Source organism: Mucilaginibacter lappiensis (assembly GCF_900155965.1).
Classification (GTDB): Bacteria; Bacteroidota; Bacteroidia; order Sphingobacteriales; family Sphingobacteriaceae; genus Mucilaginibacter; species Mucilaginibacter lappiensis.
The window spans coordinates 51013-68595 of sequence record NZ_FTMG01000013.1 but is presented as its reverse complement, the minus strand read 5'-3'; the positions used below and the strand labels follow the sequence as shown (position 1 = coordinate 68595).

At 42.6% G+C, this 17583-nt stretch carries 15 protein-coding genes; 8 read left to right on the top strand and 7 right to left on the bottom strand.

What is annotated here, in order from left to right:
- Nucleotides 1–67 precede the first annotated feature (67 nt).
- Nucleotides 68–958 (top strand): ATP synthase F1 subunit gamma, encoded by an 891-nt coding sequence (gene atpG / locus BW976_RS21095; protein ID WP_076376190.1) that lies wholly within the window; start codon nt 68–70, stop codon nt 956–958.
- A 71-nt stretch (nt 959–1029) separates the two neighbouring features.
- On the opposite strand, the gene BW976_RS21090 is transcribed toward atpG, so the two are convergent.
- Both BW976_RS21090 and BW976_RS21085 read right to left on the bottom strand, forming a co-directional pair.
- Nucleotides 1030–1419 carry a DoxX family protein gene (locus BW976_RS21090; protein ID WP_076376188.1) on the bottom strand — a complete coding sequence of 130 codons (390 nt, stop codon included), beginning with the start codon at nt 1417–1419 and terminating at the stop codon, nt 1030–1032.
- 2 nt (nt 1420–1421) lie between these two features.
- A complete protein-coding gene (locus BW976_RS21085) occupies nt 1422–1856 on the bottom strand; it encodes a VOC family protein (protein WP_076376186.1) in 435 nt (144 codons plus the stop codon).
- A gap of 108 nt (nt 1857–1964) precedes the next feature.
- On the opposite strand from BW976_RS21085, the gene BW976_RS21080 reads away from it, so the two are divergent.
- The 4 genes from BW976_RS21080 (at nt 1965) to BW976_RS21065 (ending at nt 6972) form a co-directional block, all read left to right on the top strand.
- Nucleotides 1965–2945: a GlxA family transcriptional regulator gene (locus BW976_RS21080; RefSeq protein WP_076376184.1), complete on the top strand. Its 981-nt coding sequence runs from the start codon at nt 1965–1967 to the stop codon at nt 2943–2945.
- Between the two features lie 420 nt (nt 2946–3365).
- Entirely contained in the window at nt 3366–5090 is a 1725-nt protein-coding gene (locus tag BW976_RS21075) for a glycosyltransferase family 39 protein (protein WP_076376182.1), read from the top strand.
- Nucleotides 5091–5101: 11 nt separating this feature from the next.
- On the top strand, nt 5102–6130 hold the full coding sequence (locus tag BW976_RS21070; protein WP_076376180.1) for a hypothetical protein: 1029 nt from the start codon (nt 5102–5104) through the stop codon (nt 6128–6130).
- Nucleotides 6131–6246: 116 nt separating this feature from the next.
- Nucleotides 6247–6972, top strand: coding sequence for a DUF2490 domain-containing protein (locus BW976_RS21065; RefSeq protein ID WP_076376178.1), 726 nt, complete (start codon nt 6247–6249; stop codon nt 6970–6972).
- 143 nt (nt 6973–7115) lie between these two features.
- Here the strand turns inward: BW976_RS21065 and BW976_RS21060 are convergent, their stop codons facing one another.
- The 5 genes from BW976_RS21060 to BW976_RS21040 all read right to left on the bottom strand — a co-directional run bounded on the left by BW976_RS21060 (nt 7116) and on the right by BW976_RS21040 (nt 14257).
- The gene (locus tag BW976_RS21060; RefSeq protein WP_076376176.1) at nt 7116–7853 is read right to left on the bottom strand and encodes a head GIN domain-containing protein; all 738 of its coding nucleotides are present in this window, start codon (nt 7851–7853) and stop codon (nt 7116–7118) included.
- Nucleotides 7854–8205: 352 nt separating this feature from the next.
- Nucleotides 8206–9879: a M1 family metallopeptidase gene (locus BW976_RS21055; RefSeq protein WP_076376174.1), complete on the bottom strand. Its 1674-nt coding sequence runs from the start codon at nt 9877–9879 to the stop codon at nt 8206–8208.
- A 35-nt stretch (nt 9880–9914) separates the two neighbouring features.
- Nucleotides 9915–10556: a M949_RS01915 family surface polysaccharide biosynthesis protein gene (locus BW976_RS21050; RefSeq protein WP_394333030.1), complete on the bottom strand. Its 642-nt coding sequence runs from the start codon at nt 10554–10556 to the stop codon at nt 9915–9917.
- A 7-nt stretch (nt 10557–10563) separates the two neighbouring features.
- Nucleotides 10564–12243 carry a M1 family metallopeptidase gene (locus BW976_RS21045; protein WP_175614152.1) on the bottom strand — a complete coding sequence of 560 codons (1680 nt, stop codon included), beginning with the start codon at nt 12241–12243 and terminating at the stop codon, nt 10564–10566.
- 154 nt (nt 12244–12397) lie between these two features.
- Complete coding sequence (locus tag BW976_RS21040; protein ID WP_076376172.1) at nt 12398–14257, bottom strand: CocE/NonD family hydrolase; 1860 nt, start codon at nt 14255–14257, stop codon at nt 12398–12400.
- A 132-nt stretch (nt 14258–14389) separates the two neighbouring features.
- Between BW976_RS21040 and BW976_RS21035 the strand changes: the two genes are divergently transcribed.
- From BW976_RS21035 to BW976_RS21025, 3 genes are all read left to right on the top strand, one after another.
- A complete protein-coding gene (locus BW976_RS21035) occupies nt 14390–15388 on the top strand; it encodes a phosphotransferase enzyme family protein (protein ID WP_076376170.1) in 999 nt (332 codons plus the stop codon).
- A gap of 63 nt (nt 15389–15451) precedes the next feature.
- Nucleotides 15452–16855: a dihydrolipoyl dehydrogenase gene (lpdA, locus tag BW976_RS21030; RefSeq protein ID WP_076376168.1), complete on the top strand. Its 1404-nt coding sequence runs from the start codon at nt 15452–15454 to the stop codon at nt 16853–16855.
- A gap of 244 nt (nt 16856–17099) precedes the next feature.
- A complete protein-coding gene (locus tag BW976_RS21025; protein ID WP_076376166.1) occupies nt 17100–17540 on the top strand; it encodes a sterol desaturase family protein in 441 nt (146 codons plus the stop codon).
- Nucleotides 17541–17583 lie beyond the last annotated feature (43 nt).

Below are 17583 nucleotides of genomic sequence, written 5' to 3'. Positions count from 1 at the left end.
GTAGCGGAGAAAAGGGAAAATGAGTTAAGTCTCATATCTCATATCTCACATCTCACATCTCAACAAAATGGCTAATTTAAAAGAAGTAAGAAACAGGATAACATCTGTATCATCAACCCAGCAGATCACCAAGGCCATGAAAATGGTTTCGGCAGCTAAGTTGAAACGTGCTACAAATGCTATTGTACAATTGCGCCCTTACGCCAATAAGCTAAAAGAGCTGCTGGCTAATTTATCTGCAAGTTTAGAAGATGGTTCATCACCTTATTTGCAGGAGCGCGAGCCCGTGCGTGTATTGGTGGTTGTAGTAACCTCAAACCGTGGTTTGGCTGGTGCTTTTAATGCCAATGCAATTAAAACAGCAAACAACCTTATTGCCGAAAAATATACCAAGCAATTGCAGGCTGGTAATGTTTCGATAGTAGCTATCGGTAAAAAAAGCCAGGAGTATTATCAGCGTCGTAAGTACAACGTAATTGGTAACAATAACGATTTGTACCTTGACCTGAACTTTGAAAATACTTCCAAAATTACCGAAAGCATTATGGAAGGTTTTGTTAATGGCAAGTTTGACCGCGTAGAACTGGTGTACAACCATTTCCGGAACGCAGCTGTACAGTTTTTAATTGCCGAGCAACTATTACCAGTGCCAAAACCTGATAAGAAGGAAAAGGAAGAAGTAAAAACAGCTAATGTTGATTACATACTGGAGCCTTCGCAAGAAGAAATTGTAGAGCAACTGATACCTAAAAATATCAAAATACAGTTATACCGTGCCGTATTAGACTCAAACGCGTCTGAGCATGGTGCCCGTATGACAGCGATGGATAAGGCTACTGAAAACGCAGGCGACTTGTTAAAAGCCCTTAAACTTTCATACAACCAGGCCCGCCAGGCAGCTATCACCACCGAGCTTACCGAAATTGTGAGTGGTGCCGCGGCATTATCCGGACAATAACAATTTATAAAAGAGTTTATAGTAAAAAGGCCTTCTTGTATAAGAAGGCCTTTTTTGTGTTTGGTTTTTTCTTAGTTTTTAACAAGTATAGGATTATCCGCAGCTGATCTTTTATGATAGAAAACATAAGACCCTACCAAGAGTAAAATAGGCATGATGATAAAGATTAAAGCAGGGAAGGGTTTGCCCAAAACGATGTTTGAATATAGGGCGCCCAGTATGTCAAATGCTATACCAGCATAAGCCCATTCTTTTAACCGATGGTAGCCGGGAACAAGAATTACGGTAAACGCAAGGAGTTTGGCAATACCCAAAAAGGGTACCAGGTAAGCAGGATATCCGAGCCCGGTAACCATCTTGACCGAATCCGGGTAGGAGATAGCATCCAATACGGAACCTACACCTACCATAGCGATCAATAAACCTGTACAGATCCAGTAAAATATATTTATCTTTTTCATGACTATTTAACCGGTTGTTTCAGATCGAAATTGATCATCCATTGTATGCCGAATTTATCCCGGCACATGCCACAATAGGCTCCCCAAAAGGTTTTGTTAAGTGGCATTTCTATTTTACCACCGGCGGTAAGGCCATTAAAAAGCTTGTCGGTTTCTGCCTCGCTTTCGGTATTAACGCAGATGTAAAAGTTATTACCGGCTGTTAAAGTTTGCCCCATTGATTCCAATGTATCGGTAGCCATCAGGTTATTGTGTTTGCCCATGGGTAGCGATGCGTGCATGATCTTTTCCTGGTCCTGCTTAGGCATGCGCTCGAATCCCGGACTTTCATTAAAGCGCTGAAAAGTGGCAAATTCTACACCGAATATGGATTGGTAAAAGTTCATGGCCTCTTCGGTATTACCCATGAAATTTAAATAAGGATTAATGCTGATCATGATTGTTGTTGTTTTGTTAAGACAAAGGTAAGTGCAATATCTTTTAGGTATGATGTGCTAATACGACAATCTTAGGTAGGGTATTGCGACAAAATGGTATATTTAATCATGATCAACATTGCCATCTTAACGCTTAAAAATGCGGTCATGGCCTCTATCGCCGATGCTGCCTATGTATTTGCCACGGTTAACGAACTTTTGGAAAACTCAGGCAAGCCCCCTTTATTCATTGTAAAATTGGTAGGGACAGACAAGGAAGTGCAATTAAATAATGGTGTTTTCTCCGTTAAGCCAGATGTGATCATGGATGATCTGCCGAAAACTGACCTGATCATTATCCCCTCTATGATGGGCGATGCCATAGCCGCTGCTTATGTAAACAAAGATTATGCATCATGGATAATTGACCAATATAAGCAAGGTGCAGAGGTGGCCAGTTTGTGTACGGGTGCATTTCTGCTTGCGTTTACCGGTTTGTTACGGGACAGGCAATGTACAACCCACTGGGCTTATGCCAACGAATTCAGATATTATTATCCGGACGTAACCTTGGTTGATGAAAAAGTGATCACGCATCAGCATGGTTTGTACTCCAGCGGCGGTAATAATGCTTACTGGAATTTGCTGTTGTACCTGGTTGAAAAGTATACCAACCGCGAAATAGCCATTCATACCGCTAAGTTTTTTGTGATCGATATCGACCGCAGGTACCAATCGCCCTTTATTATTTTTAATGGCCAAAAGAACCATGAGGACGATACCATTCTGAAATCGCAGGAATTTATTGAACAACATTATAAAGGAAAGTTGACTGTAAACCAAATCGCGGATGTTTTTAATGTCAGTCGCCGCACGTTTGAGCGCAGGTTTAAAAAAGCAACGCGTAGTACTGTGGTAGAGTACATTCAGCGTGTTAAGATCGAAGCCACTAAAAAATTATTGGAAACCGGTAAACGGTCGATCAATGAAGTGATGTATCATGTGGGTTATTCGGACATGAAAACCTTCAGGGATATTTTTAAAAAAATAACCGGCATGACCCCGAATGATTACCGGAATAAGTATAACAAAGAAGCGGCTGTTTTATAAACAAATCGTTCCTAAAAGGACGTCATGCTGAATTACGAAACCCGGGACCTCTAAGTATGAAACGACATGTCTAATTAAATTCTAAATTCAATTTTATAAAAAATATGTCATTGCTGTAAGGTACGAAGCAATCTCCTCGCGTTCTTATCGGTGAGAATAGCTACGAGATTGCTTCGTACCTTACAGCAATGACATGATGGAGAGACGTCATGGATGGCATCATCGAGACATGGTGGGCAGGCCTCTGCGTTCCACCCTTCGACGGTGCTCAGGGTGACGGCCTCTTTTAATTTTCGCTCATTCTGCCATCATCTACTTAAATTATGAAGATTAGATGTATTTTACTTAATCATGATTACTAATACTTTAAGCCTTATATCTTTTATCATACCTTTGCCAATTCAATTTTTAACATTATAAATGCAGCAAAACAGTTTAAATAATACACAGTCCCCGGTAAAATATGACCGCCCTGTTATTTATTTTTTATTGTTATGGACAGCTTTAAACGTGTTGCAGGCCTGCACTCTGGAGATACATGCCGATGAGGCCTATTACTGGATGTATTCGCGTTTTTTGGATTGGGGTTATTATGATCACCCGCCAATGGTGGCCCTGTTCATCAAAGCCGGATACAGTTTAATGCAGAGCGAATTCGGCGTGCGTTTGTTTACCGTACTCAGCAGTACCATATCATTATACCTGATATGGCTGATGCTAAAAAAATATAGCGTAAATGCCCGGGCTTTTATTCTGGTGATGGCGGGGATATTTGTTTTCCATATCTACGGATTTACTACCACGCCCGATTCGCCCTTGTTATTATTTACCGCCCTGTTCTTTTATGTTTACCAACGCTATATTGAAAAAGATAGCTGGCCCCTTGCTTTAATACTGGGCGTGATTATTGCCGGCCTGTTGTATAGTAAATACCATGGCATATTGCTGGTTATTTTTACGTTGCTCTCCAATATCAAACTGCTCAAACGCGGATCGTTTTGGGGTATTGTACTGCTGGCTGTGGGTTTATATGTACCACATATTTTATGGCAGGTAAACCATGATTATCCCTCTCTTAAATACCATCTTTCGGAGCGTTCTGCCGAAACCTATAACTTTTCGTATTCATACCTGTACCCGATAGGGCAACTGGCTATGGCCGGGCCGTTGATTGGCTGGTTCCTGTTTTACAAAAGTTTTACAGTACGTATCAAAGACGCTTTTATGCGTGCCTTAATTGTAAACAGCGTTGGCATACTGCTTTTCTTTTTCTTCACTTCATTTAAAGGCGAAGTACAGTTACACTGGACATTGATTGCTTACGTGCCTTTATCCATGCTGGTACTGATAGCTTTTGCACAAAGCAGTATACCGCCTTGGTTTAACAAGCTGGCCATAGCTAATATTGCCTTGATCGTTTTATTGCGGCTATGCATCATAGTAGGGTTTCCACCTTTAGTGGAAGTTGGCGCTATCAAGAGCTTTTTCGGTTTCAGGGATTGGGCAAAAGCGGTGCACGCTAAAGCGGGCGATAATTACGTAATATTTAGCGAAGGCTTCCAAAATCCGTCAAAGTACAATTTTTATAACAATACCGTTAAGGGGCTTAATTACGATACGCGTTATTACCGCCGTACCCAATATGACATATGGCCCATTGATGATAGTATACAACATAAAAGAGCCTACCTGGTAGTGGAGGACCCTATACCGGGCACAACTACCGATACCATTAAAACATCAGTTGGTAACTGGTATGCCTGTTGGGTAAATAATGTACGTACCTATCAGAAAATAGATTTTGAATTACCTGCTTACAAAATAACCGCATCGCCCGGCGAAAAGGTTACGCTTAACCTGTCATTTAAAAATACATACAGCTTTCCTGTTGATTTTGGAAATGCTCCGGGAGAGCCGCCGCTATATTTTGAAGCTTGCTTTTTTGGAGATGATGGCTTTCAGAATGTTCAAAAGGCCGACGACAGTTTTTATCATATTGCTTTACAACCCGGGCAAAATGCCCATTATAATTTTGCCGTTACAGCGCCTGCCAAAAAAGGGCGGTACGAATTGATACTCTCTTTACGTACCCTACCATTTGAAGGAGGCAGAAATAGCGGTGCTATCAATTTTACAGTTAAATAATACATTACCCCATGCTTAAAAAATTATACTTATTTGCAATCATTACCTTCATAAGCAGCACAGCTGCTTTAGCACAAAACAACCTCGACATCCATTTTAATGGAATGGGTTTTCTGGATAACCGCGAGTATAAACCTTTTGTTGAACGGTCCCATACCTATTCTGGGGTACGTACCGAGCTGGATCTGGGTTTAAACATCGATAGTGTGCATCACTTTATTGTAGGTGTTAATGCCCTGCATGATTTTGGCGCAAAACCTTATTTTGCCAAGGTTAATCCCGTGGCTTACTATAGCTATACCGGGAAAAACTGGTTGTTTAACGCGGGTGCATTCCCAAGGGAAGGTTTACTGGACGATTACCCCCGCGCTTTGCTGAATGATACCCTGCGTTATTACCGCCCCAACGTGGAAGGTTTACTGGCCCGCTATCATAACGAGCACTTTACCGAAACTGGTTGGATTGACTGGGTAAGCCATCAAACCGATACCGAACGCGAGGAGTTTTTGTTTGGCTTATCTGGTAAATACCGTCCTTCACTTTACGGTCCTTTTTATGTGTCGCATTACTTTTTATTGCTGCATGATGCAGGTCCGGGCGTTCCTATCCCTAATGATCATATACAGGATAATGGCGGCGGTCAGATCCGTTTAGGTTTGGATTTTAGTCATAAAACCTTTTTAGATTCGTTATCAGTAGAAGCAGGTGGCATGGCGTCATTTGAGCGTACCCGTGGTGTGGATGGTTTTCAAACACCTAAAGGCTTTATAGCTAATGCTTATTTTGGCTGGCACCAGTTTGCTTTGTACGATGAATTTTATAAAGGCCAGGGCAGTCATATTATATACGGCGATTCGTTTTATCAGTACAAAACCTATAACCGTTTGGATATGATTTATACCGCGTTTTTAGCTAACAGGATAAAGGGGCAGTTTATTTTAAGCCTTCACCAGGTGCCGGGATATCAGATGAGTAACCAGGAAGTGTTTAGGGTAACGTTTGATCTGGGCCGGAAAGTCCTGGCGCGATTCAAGGATTAGTAGAGAAAAAAATTAACCTTAGTAAGGTATCAAGTAGCTAGTATCAAGTATCAAGATTTTAATTCGGTCATGATACTAGCTACTTGATACTAATTTTAACACAAATCACATATACTATGCAATTAAAGCACAAATTACTGGTTCTTCTTGTGGTACTGTTTATAGCTCCTGCAAGGCTATTGGCGCAAGAGAATCAATTTTCGGGTTGGGCGGCCTGGTTTCACAGCCAGCGACTATCGGAGCACTGGGGTTATTCATTTGACGGGCAATTCCGCTCACATGACGACCTCAGTTATTTAAAACACACCCTGCTGCGCCCGTCGGCCAATTATTATTTTGCCAATAACAAAGTTGCGGCATTGGGTTATGCCTATATAGCCACTAATGGCCGTACTGCCAATGGCGACAAAACCTTCAGGCCCGAACAACGGATATGGCAGCAGTATACTTACTCGCATAAGTTGGGTAAACACATAGCCGTGGCACATCGTTTCCGTTTGGAGCAACGCTTTTTAGGGCAAACGGCCAATAACAAGAATGACGATTATTTTGCCCAGCGTTTCCGGTATTTTGTAAGGGGGGTAATTCCGTTTAAGAATGACTCGGCCGTATTTACCAAAGGCCCTTTCCTGGCCCTGCAGAACGAAGTGTTTTTTAATGTTCAGAATAAAAACCGGGTGAATAAACACTTCTTTGATCAAAACCGTGCTTACGTTGCAGTAGGTTACCGCGTGAGCAAAATGTTTGATGTAGAAGCCGGCTACCTTAACCAATACATTAACCTGGCCGAAACCTATACGCTGAACCACGTGGCTCAGCTGGCTTTTTATACGAGGTTTTAACCTCACCCAGCCCTCTCCAAAGGAGTGGATTCTTACTTATATATTGGACAAAAAGAGCGATAGAATCAATTCTATCGCTCTTTTATTTTTAAACCCAATGCTAATCAGGAACCCTCTTCTTTTTTGGAGAGGGCAGGGTGAGGTTACAGCCTGCTGATATCCCCACTGCCGGCTTTGGAGCTGCTGATATTTTTAGCGCCGCCGGTATAGTGAATATCGCCGGAGCCGCTTACAGAAGCATCTACTTTATTGCTGGCATTTACAGTGGCATCGCCTGAGCCTGCTACGCGTACCGCAGTATTTACAGTTACCAGTTCGCGGGCTTTAAAATCGCCGGAACCCACTACGCTTACGCTTGATTCATCAGCGCGGCCCGATAGGCTCATATCGCCGGAACCTGATATCCTGCTTTCGAGTTTTTTTACATTTACTTTGCCCTGCATGTCACCAGATCCGGTGATGTTTAATTTTAACGAGTTGGTACTGATTCCTTCCTTAAAAAGGATATCGCCCGAACCGGTTACCGAAACACTGTTCAGATCCTTTGCGGTAACGTAGATCACCATTTTTTTATTTCCAAACCCCCAGTTATTCCAGTTGGAGTCTTTTTTACTGTGTATTTTTAATACGCCGCCCTCTACTTCGGTAACAATACGGTCAATAACATTAGCCGGGGCCTCCACCTTTACTGATTCTGTAGAGCCCTGGGTAATATAAACATCAAACGAGCCTGCCAGATCAATAGCCCTGAAGCCTGATAAATGACGATCCTGTGTGCTTTGTTGTATGGTTTTAACAGTAGTAACAGGTGCAGCGTAAGTATAGCCGGCAGTGCCTGTTGCTAAAGCTGCAAGTAATAAAAGTTTGGTCAGTGATTTCATGTTAATGTTAATTATTTGTTTATAAGACGCAACACGTGCCGATAGGTTGCATTGTTTTTAAAATAAAATAGGCTTTCTGGCTTTTTGTCATCCTGAGGAACGAAGGATCTATATATAGAATATGCATCTTAACTAACAGATTCTTCGTTCTTCAGGATGACAAACTAATACAACTTTATGTTCCCTCAGGTCTCTCGCAGAGGGCCCCGGGATGGTTTACATGTAAACCCATAATATAATGATAAATCTAGTTTAAGTTATTGATTTTCAATTATATAAATAAATGTAAACCATAAAATGTGTAAACCATGTAAACCCACTTTTTAAAGCACTCCACTTAACCTAATACAACTTAATCACGCGCTACCCCTATGTAATAGTTAAAAGTATCTACTTCGATATTATCTTCTGTGGCACCCTCCAGTTTTAATGGTGTTAGGCTGGTGGTGGGGGTAATGAATTTGTAATCGCCGCCTTTTACTTTAACCCTTACCGGCATGTTGAATGTTTTGCTGCTTACATTTATCCAGCGGCAAAGTATTCTGCCGTTGATGCTCAAAAACTCCAGGATAGGGATGTTTTTATAATGCAGGTACTGGTCAAATATAGGCGCCAGGTTCATACCACTTTGTGTTGTGATATAATTAACCACCTGGTCGTAAGTAACGGTTTGGTGATAGAAGGTTTTATTGAGCCCGCGCAGGATATTGCGCCATTTTTCATCGTCGTTAATAACGGTGCGTATCATGTTAAGCAGGTTACCGCCTTTATAGTACATATCGCCAGATCCTTCACGATTTACACCATATGGGCCTACAATAGGGCGATCATTCTGGATAGCCAGGCGGGTACCATGAACATACTCCTGCCCGGCCTGCTTGCCATAATAGGTTTCTACAAATAATGATTCGGAGTAATTGGTAAAGCTTTCATGGATCCACATATCGGCTACATCCTTTGAGGTGATATTATTGCCAAACCATTCGTGCCCGCTTTCATGTACTACGATAAAATCCCATTTTAGGCCCCAACCCGTACCCGAAAGGTCGCGACCCAGGTAGCCGTTCTGATAATGATTACCGTAGGCCGTACCACTTTGGTGCTCCATCCCCAGATGCGGCGCCTCTATCAGTTTATAGCCGTCTTCATAAAACGGATAAGGGCCAAACCAGTACTCAAATGCTTTAAGCATTTTGGTGGCATTCTCATTCCATTGCTTTTTAGCTTTGTTCAGGTTGTAGCTTAGTGGCCAGTAATCCATAGTCAGTTTACCTTTTTCGCCCTGGTATATGTCATCGTAGTGTACATAATCACCAATGTTAGCTTCAATATCGTAGTTGTTAATGGGGTTGGCTACAAACCAATCAAAGCGGGTATAGCCATCCTTTAGTTTAGTTACCTTACGTAAGCGACCGTTTGATACATCTTTTAAACCATTAGGTACGCTTATGCTGATAAGAGCGCTGTCCACCTCGTCATACTGATGATCTTTGGTAGGCCACCAGATGCTGGCGCCAATTCCCTGGCAGGCGGTAGCCACCCAGGGTTTACCCAATGAATCAGTAGTATACACGATGCCTCCATCCCAGGGAGCGTGTTTGGCAACGGTAGGATTACCGGAGTAAAATACGGTAAACTCGTCGGCGCTGCCTTTGGTTATGGTTTGGGGGAAAGTGATGAATACCGCGTTAAACTCCCGTGTATAAGGCAATTCCTGACCTTTGTAAACTACCTTATCCACCTTGAGGTTAGCAAACAGGTCGAATTGTAGTTTGGTGAAATCCTGCGTAGCGGTAAACTTAAACTGGTTGCTGCCGCTGATGTATTTTTGATCGATATCAAACTTCACATTCAGGTGGTAGTAATTGATATCATAACAGGTGCGCAGAGGCGTTAAACTGCCGCGTAAGCTATCGGCGCGGGTAAACGTTTCGCGATTGGCACCAAGTTGAGCCTTAACGGGTAAAGCAAACGCTGCCAGTACCCAAATGGCCGACGCGATGTTGTATAAATATTTTATTTTCATGTTAAATTGCTGTACTTATTAATTTGTATTGTCGATCAATCAGTCCTTGGCCCCCAAATATTCTTTTTCCAAAGGTCCTGGGCATATTTTCTGAATACCTCGGGACCGCTCTTAAAGGCATCATCAAAAGTGTATTTTCCTCCATCATACTCACCCTGTCCCACTTTAACTTTGTTTTGGCCCCTTACGGCGTATTTTTTACCGCCTTCATGCATAATGATCTTCATTTCGCCCGGACTGATATCACCTGTACATAAAGTTTTATACATCAACCAAACCTCGGCTTTGCCATTCTTGTCCAAGTCCGTAACGGCAAATGTTCCCGGGATGTATATCGCTTCCAGGTCAACCTGGCAATCTTTCACAAAATCAACCATTTGCCAGTTTAGCTGCTGGCTGCCGTTGCTTTTTATGGTATATTGATAAGCATAAAGCGCAGCATCACGCCCGTTGCCGTCTTCACTGTCACCCCTCGTATCGGTTATCCCTGTTTCTGTAGCGATCAGCAAATGCTCGCCTTCGCTGTCTGTAAAACGTACCGAATTAACAATATCTCCTTTATATTTAATAGATGCAGGTATCGATCTTTTATTAACCTTAGTCACACTGATCTGCGCCATAGTAATTTGCCCCGCAGATAAAAGTATCAGCAGGCTCATGAATTTGATGTAATGCATATTCATACTAATCCCTCAGAATACCGATATAGTAGTTAAATGTATCAACTTCAATATTATCAATGGTAGCGCCGTCAACGGCAACAGGCGTAAAACGGGTGGTAGGTGTAATGAATTTATACTCGCCCCCTTTAACTCTTACTAGCACGGGCATAGTAAAGCCATTGACATCAGCTATCCAACGGCTGAGCAGTTTACCATCCCTGGTAGCAAATTCCAGCGTAGGCAGATTTTTATAATGCAGATACTGGTCAAACACAGGAAGTAGTTTTTTGCCCGATTGCTCGGTAATATAATTAACCACCTGGTCATAAGTAACGGTTTGATGATAAAAAGTTTTGTTGAGACCCCGCAGTATCTCGCGCCATTTTTCATCATCGTTGATAATGGTACGTACCATATTGAGCAATACCGCACCTTTAGGGTACATATCTCCGGAGCCTTCTTTGTTTACATTATAAACGCCTACAATAGGGCTCTCATTTCCAATTCCTGATCTGAGTCCTTTATTGTATTCCTGGCCCGCTTTTTTACCCCAGTTGTTTTCAATAAATAACGATTCGGAATAGCAGGTAAAGCTTTCATGTATCCACATATCGGCCAGGTCTTTAGCCGTGATGTTGTTGCCAAACCATTCGTGGCCGCTTTCGTGAACTATAATATAATCCCACTTAAGCCCCCAGCCTGTGCCCGACATATCATAACCCATATAACCATTTAAATAGTGATTTCCGTAGGCGGTAGCGCTCTGGTGTTCCATGCCTAAATGAGGAGTCTCCACCAGTTTATAACCGTCCTCGTAAAAAGGATAGGGGCCAAACCAATGTTCAAAGGCTTTAAGCATGGGCTTTACATTTTCGGCAAATTGCTTTTTGGCTTTGGCCAGACTGGCAGGCAGTACCCAGAAATCAAGACTAAGCTTGCCTTTTTCACCATCATAAGTATCGCTGAAGTGTGTATAATCGCCAATGTTGGCAACCACATCATAATTGTTAATGGGGTTGGCCACAAACCAATCAAAACGGGTATAGCCATCTTTGAGTGGAGTAACTTTGCGCAACCTGCCGTTGGATACATCCTTTAATCCTTTAGGCACGCTGATGCTGATCATCATACTGTCAACCTCATCGCTCAGGTGATCTTTATTGGGCCACCAGATGCTGGCACCCACACCTTCGCAGGCAGTAGCTACCCATGGCTTACCCAGAGAATCTTTTTTAAATACAAAACCACCGTCCCAGGGAGCGTTAACTGCCACTGTTGGTTTGCCCGAATAGTATACAGTAAATTCATCTTTACTGCCTTTGGCAATCGTTTGCGGAAACGTAACAAAAACAGCGTTGGCCACGCGGGTATAAGGCAGGTTTTTGCCTTTATATACTACCTTGTCTATATTGAGGTTGGCAAATAGATCGAACTGGAGTTTGGTAAAATCTTCCGTAGCGGTAAATTTAAATTGATTGCTGCCGCTGATGGCCCTTTGGTCGATATCAACCTTCACATCAAGGTGATAATAGTTAATATCATAGCAGGTACGAAAAGATGTAAGGCTACCCCGCAGCGTATCTGCATGCGTGTACTTTTCTTTCTCTTGTAAAAGCTGGGCTTTGGCAATAACCGGGAGGCATAGTATGATAGCCCCCAATATAAACTGATAATTCAGTTTAATAAATGATGAGTTGTTCATTGTAACGGATCAGTCAATGTTTAATGAACCTAAATCTACAAATATCTTGCGATTAAGTTTATTTTTAAAGATAAGTTGCTCGTAAATTCCCCCTAAAAGGGGGGCGTTTTAAGAAAAAAGCCCCTCTCCATGGGAGAAGGGCTTGTATAATGTTTTACTTCAATACTTCCACATCAATAAAACTGTCGTTATAAACAGTTTCGGTGGCTTTTATATAATCGCTTTCATTGGCCTTGTAAGGGTTCTCCACAAATTTTTGCGGGTTACGCGCTATGATCGGGAACCAGGTGCTTTGTACCTGGATCATGATGCGGTGACCTTTTTTAAAGGTATGCAGCACATCCTGCAGGCGGAAGTTAACATCGGTTTTTTGATTGGCTACCAAAGCTTCGGGTTTCTCAAAGCTATTGCGGAAACGTGCCGGCATTACTTCCGAGCGTACCATTTGCCAGTAATTGCCCAGGATAATGTTTTTGTTGGGTATGTATGGGTTGTTAGGCTCATCGGCAGGGTAAACATCAATCAGTTTTACCACAAAATCGGCATCGGTGCCGGTAGTGGCTACTTTAAGATGTGCCATGATCTCGCCGCCAAGGGTTACATCGTCATTTAATACATCGGTTTGATAAACCAGCACATCCGGGCGCCTACCGGCAAAACGCTGATCCTCGCTCATGTAATTGTGCGGGGTAAAGCCCATGGTAGTAGTATTGTCCTCGGTGTACGGAACCGGTTTAAGCGGATCACTTACAAATGATACCGAACCGGTTGCAGCTGGTTGCGCGTCGGCCAGTTTACCATCGGCGCCTAAATACATTTTTTGATGAACGGCGTTTGGAGCAGGCCATTTATCAAAAGTAGCCCATTCTTTTTTACCGGTATTGTACATATAGGCATTTGGCAGTCCTGAGTTTTTATCGCCATTACCTTTCAGGAAATGGTTGAAGAACTTGGCTTCGATATTTTTTTGATAGAAGGTAGCGATGCTATCGCCGAAATAAACATTGCTGTGCATGGTGTGCCCGGTTTCGCGCGACCAGCGGCCGTGCCCAAACGGACCCATCACAATGGTATTGTAAGCATTAGGATCAGTTTTGTTGATGGTTTTATAAATAGCCAGCGGGCCGGTCAAATCCTCGGCATCAAACCAGCCGCCTACCAACATTACCGCAGGTTTTACTTTGCCATAATGTTTTAAAAGGCCACGTTTTTGCCAGAACTCATCATAGTTGGGGTGATTGATGGTTTCCTGCCAGAAGAAGTTATCGTGATAAAATTTGTCGGCATTTTTAAGCGGACCCAAATCCAACAGATATTGGTAACCATCCTTGCTATCGGGTTTAAGCATGGTATACCAGGCTTTGGTGGTGGTATCTGTTTTTTGAACACCGAAAACCGGGAAGGTGAAAAAGTAACCTTCCAGAAATGCACCATTGTGATGAAAATCATCAAAAAAGAAATCGGAAATAGGCGCTTGTGGCGATGAAGCTTTTAATGCCGGGTGATTGGACAGGATACCCGCCGCAGTGTAAAAACCAGGATAGGAGATACCATACTGACCAACTTTGCCATTATTGCCGGCTACATTTTTAACCAGCCAGTCAATGGTATCATAAGTGTCAGAACCTTCGTCAACATCGGTTTTGCTTTTTTTATTGTCAATAACCGGGGTCATGTTGGTCCAGGTTCCTTCGCTTTTCCAGCGGCCACGCACATCCTGGTACACAAAAATGTAGCCCTCTTTCATTATAATTTCCGACGGACCCAAACGTGCCGGATATTTATCCTCGCCATATGGCGCAACGCTGTAACAGGTACGCTGTATCATAATAGGGTACTTGTTTTTGGCCGAAGCATCCTTAGGCGTGTAAATGGAGGTAAAAAGCTTGATGCCATCCCGCATGGTGATGTACACGTCTTTTTTGGTAAAATGTTCCTTTACATAGTCGCTTTGAGCAAAAGCGTTAATGCTGCACATCAGTAACAGCACAAATAATGGGTAAACTTTTTTCATGAGATCAGTCAATTTAAACGACTAATTTAGCAAGTAAATTATTAATTCAATTATTTATTGCATCATTGTTGCAATAAAGTTAAAAATCAGGACTATTTATTAGCTCGTTTTGTATAATTATCTACCTTAACCATGACACCATTTCCCGCTCAGTATTCCACCTTATCTGCCCTTGCTTTAAAAGATTATGTAGCGGCAGCATATGGCATAAACCTAATAAGCTGCAAGTATTTGCTGCGAGGTGTGAGCGATACCTATATTTTAGAGGCAACTGATGTCAAATACATTTTAAAAATTTACCGCGACCGGCACCGCTCCTTAACCGAGATACAGGGCGAAGTGGAATTGCTGAATATGTTGAAAGAGTATGGTGCAAATGTATCGTATCCGCTTACAGATATTTTTGGCAGCCAGATACAAAAATTTGATGCTGCCGAAGGTACCCGCTATGGCATTGTGTTTTCCTATGCTTTAGGCAAACCGGTTTTAGACCTCAACGATGAGCAGCTAAAAACTGTAGGCAGGCAAATGGCCGCAGTTCATAACATCACCTCGGTAGTAAAGCTAAATTATAAGAGAAAAGCCTACACTACGGATAGCACGCTCATTCAACCTTTAAAAACGTTGAAGCCCGCGTTTGCGGAGCTGCCAGGTGAATATATCTATTTAAAAGAGACGGTAATGCAGGTAATTCAAAAGCTAAATACATTTGATACGAAGAAATTTAGCTACGGTTACTGTCAGTATGATTTTTTACCCAAGAACTTTCATTTTGATGATGCCGGCCAGATCACCTTTTTTGATTTCGATTTTGCGGGGCAAGGTTACCTGGCAAACGACCTGATGTCGTTCTTTGTGCATTTTTTTATGCATGTATTCACCGGTAAACTGACCGATGACGAGGCCGACCGTATGTTTAAGATATTTGTGAAGGCCTATCGTGAGGTGAGACCGGTATCTGACCAGGAGATCAAGGCCATTCCATACCTGGGTGTAGGGTTCTGGATATTTTACCTGGGCTTTCAATACGAAAACTTTGACGATTGGTCGAATCCATTTTTCGGTCCGAAATTTATAAAAGACAGGGTTGCGCTGATAAAAGTGTGGGTAGATAAGTATTGCGAATTTTGACCCTTAATCTATAAAATAATAGCCTAATAACCATTAACTTTGCCAACCACAAAATAGACTACTATGCAATATGATGTTATCGTTATCGGTTCGGGCCCAGGTGGCTATGTAGCCGCTATACGTTGTGCCCAACTTGGTTTAAAAACCGCAATTGTTGAAAAATATGCTACCCTTGGCGGTACCTGCCTTAACGTAGGCTGTATCCCATCTAAAGCTTTATTGGATTCGTCTGAACACTACCATAATGCCGCTCATGCCTTTAAAACGCATGGTATTAACCTGGATAACCTGAAAATTGATTTCGGCCAGATGATCAAACGCAAGCAGGAAGTTGTTGACGCCAATACCAGCGGTATTGTTTACCTGATGAAAAAAAATAAGATCGATACCCATTATGGCGTAGGATCTTTTAAAGATAAAAATACCATCATTGTTAAAAAGAACGATGGCACCGAAACCGAGCTCACCAGTAAAAACGTGATCATTGCTACCGGTTCAAAACCATCGGCGCTGCCATTTTTAAAGATCGATAAAAAACGCATCATCACCTCAACCGAGGCATTAACCCTTACTGAAATTCCTAAACACCTGGTGCTGATTGGCGGCGGTGTTATTGGTTTGGAGTTGGGTTCTGTGTACGCGCGTTTAGGCGCCAAAGTATCCGTAATTGAATTTATGGATGGCATTATTCCAACTATGGATAAAGCTTTGGGTAAAGAGCTGCAAAAGGTGTTGACCAAACTGGGTATGGAATTTTACCTGGGTCATAAAGTGACCGGTGCTACCGTAAAGGGGAAAGAAGTAACCGTAACTTTTGATACACCAAAAGGTGAGAAACAAGAGCTGAAAGGCGATTACTGCCTGGTTGCCGTGGGTCGTGTGGCTTATACCGATGGTTTAGGTTTGGACAAGATTGGTATTACGGTTGAAGAACGCGGTCGCAAAATTACCGTTAACGATCATCTGGAAACCAGCGTCAAAGGTGTATACGCTATTGGCGATGTAATAAAAGGCGCTATGCTTGCTCACAAAGCAGAGGATGAAGGTACTTTAGTTGCCGAGATCATAGCCGGTCAGAAACCACATATTGATTACAACCTGATACCGGGTGTTGTTTATACCTGGCCGGAAGTTGCCGCCGTTGGTCAGACAGAAGAGCAATTGAAAGCAGCCGGTGTAAAATATAAAACAGGATCGTTCCCATTCAAAGCCAGTGGCCGTGCACGTGCCAGTGGTGATCTGGATGGTTTTGTGAAAGTACTGGCCGATGCCACTACCGACGAGATCCTGGGTGTGCACATGATAGGTCCGCGGGCCGCAGATATGATAGCCGAGGCCGTAGTTGCCATGGAGTACCGTGCCAGCGCCGAAGATATTTCGCGTATGAGCCACGCCCACCCAACCTACACCGAAGCCATGCGTGAAGCCTGCTTAGCAGCTACCGACAACAGGCCGATACATATGTAATTTCGGAATTCGGATTTTCGATTTCGGATTTTGATATTCAGAATTTATAAAAGCAGAAACAAATCAAATTGTTTCTGCTTTTATGTTTAACGATTTTTGGCAACTATTTTAAAAAATAAAAATCATGTCATTGCGAGGTGGGACGACGAAGCAATCTCATCGCGTTCCTGTTCAATACGCTTGCGACGGGATTGCCACGCTATCGCTCGCAATGACATGGCTTTTTCCTTTTCGATTGTGATCAATGAATATACTGTTAAACATAGGTGTCACCTTACTCACCATCGCGCTCATGGAACTGCTGTCATGGGCTATGCATAAATACCTGTTTCATGGGCCGTTATGGTTTATTCACAAAACGCATCACCAGGAACGTCACGGTTGGTTTGAGTTGAATGATCTGTTCAGTATCGGTTTCGCGGCCTTTGCTTTATGGCTGATGTGGATAGGGCATATCAGTTTAGACTATCGCTTTTGGATAGGTACAGGTATCAGTATATATGGCATCATCTATTTTATTTTCCACGATTGGTTTATTCACAACCGCTTTAAGGCATTCAAAAGTAATAACCGTTACCTGATGGGTATTCGCCGGGCGCATAAGATGCATCATAAATCTATGCAGAAGAATCCTTCGGAAGAGTTTGGATTGTTGGTGGCCAGCAGGAAGTGGTTTAGGAGGTAGTGCCTGAATTGTAATTAAATAAGTATGTCATTTCGATCGAAGG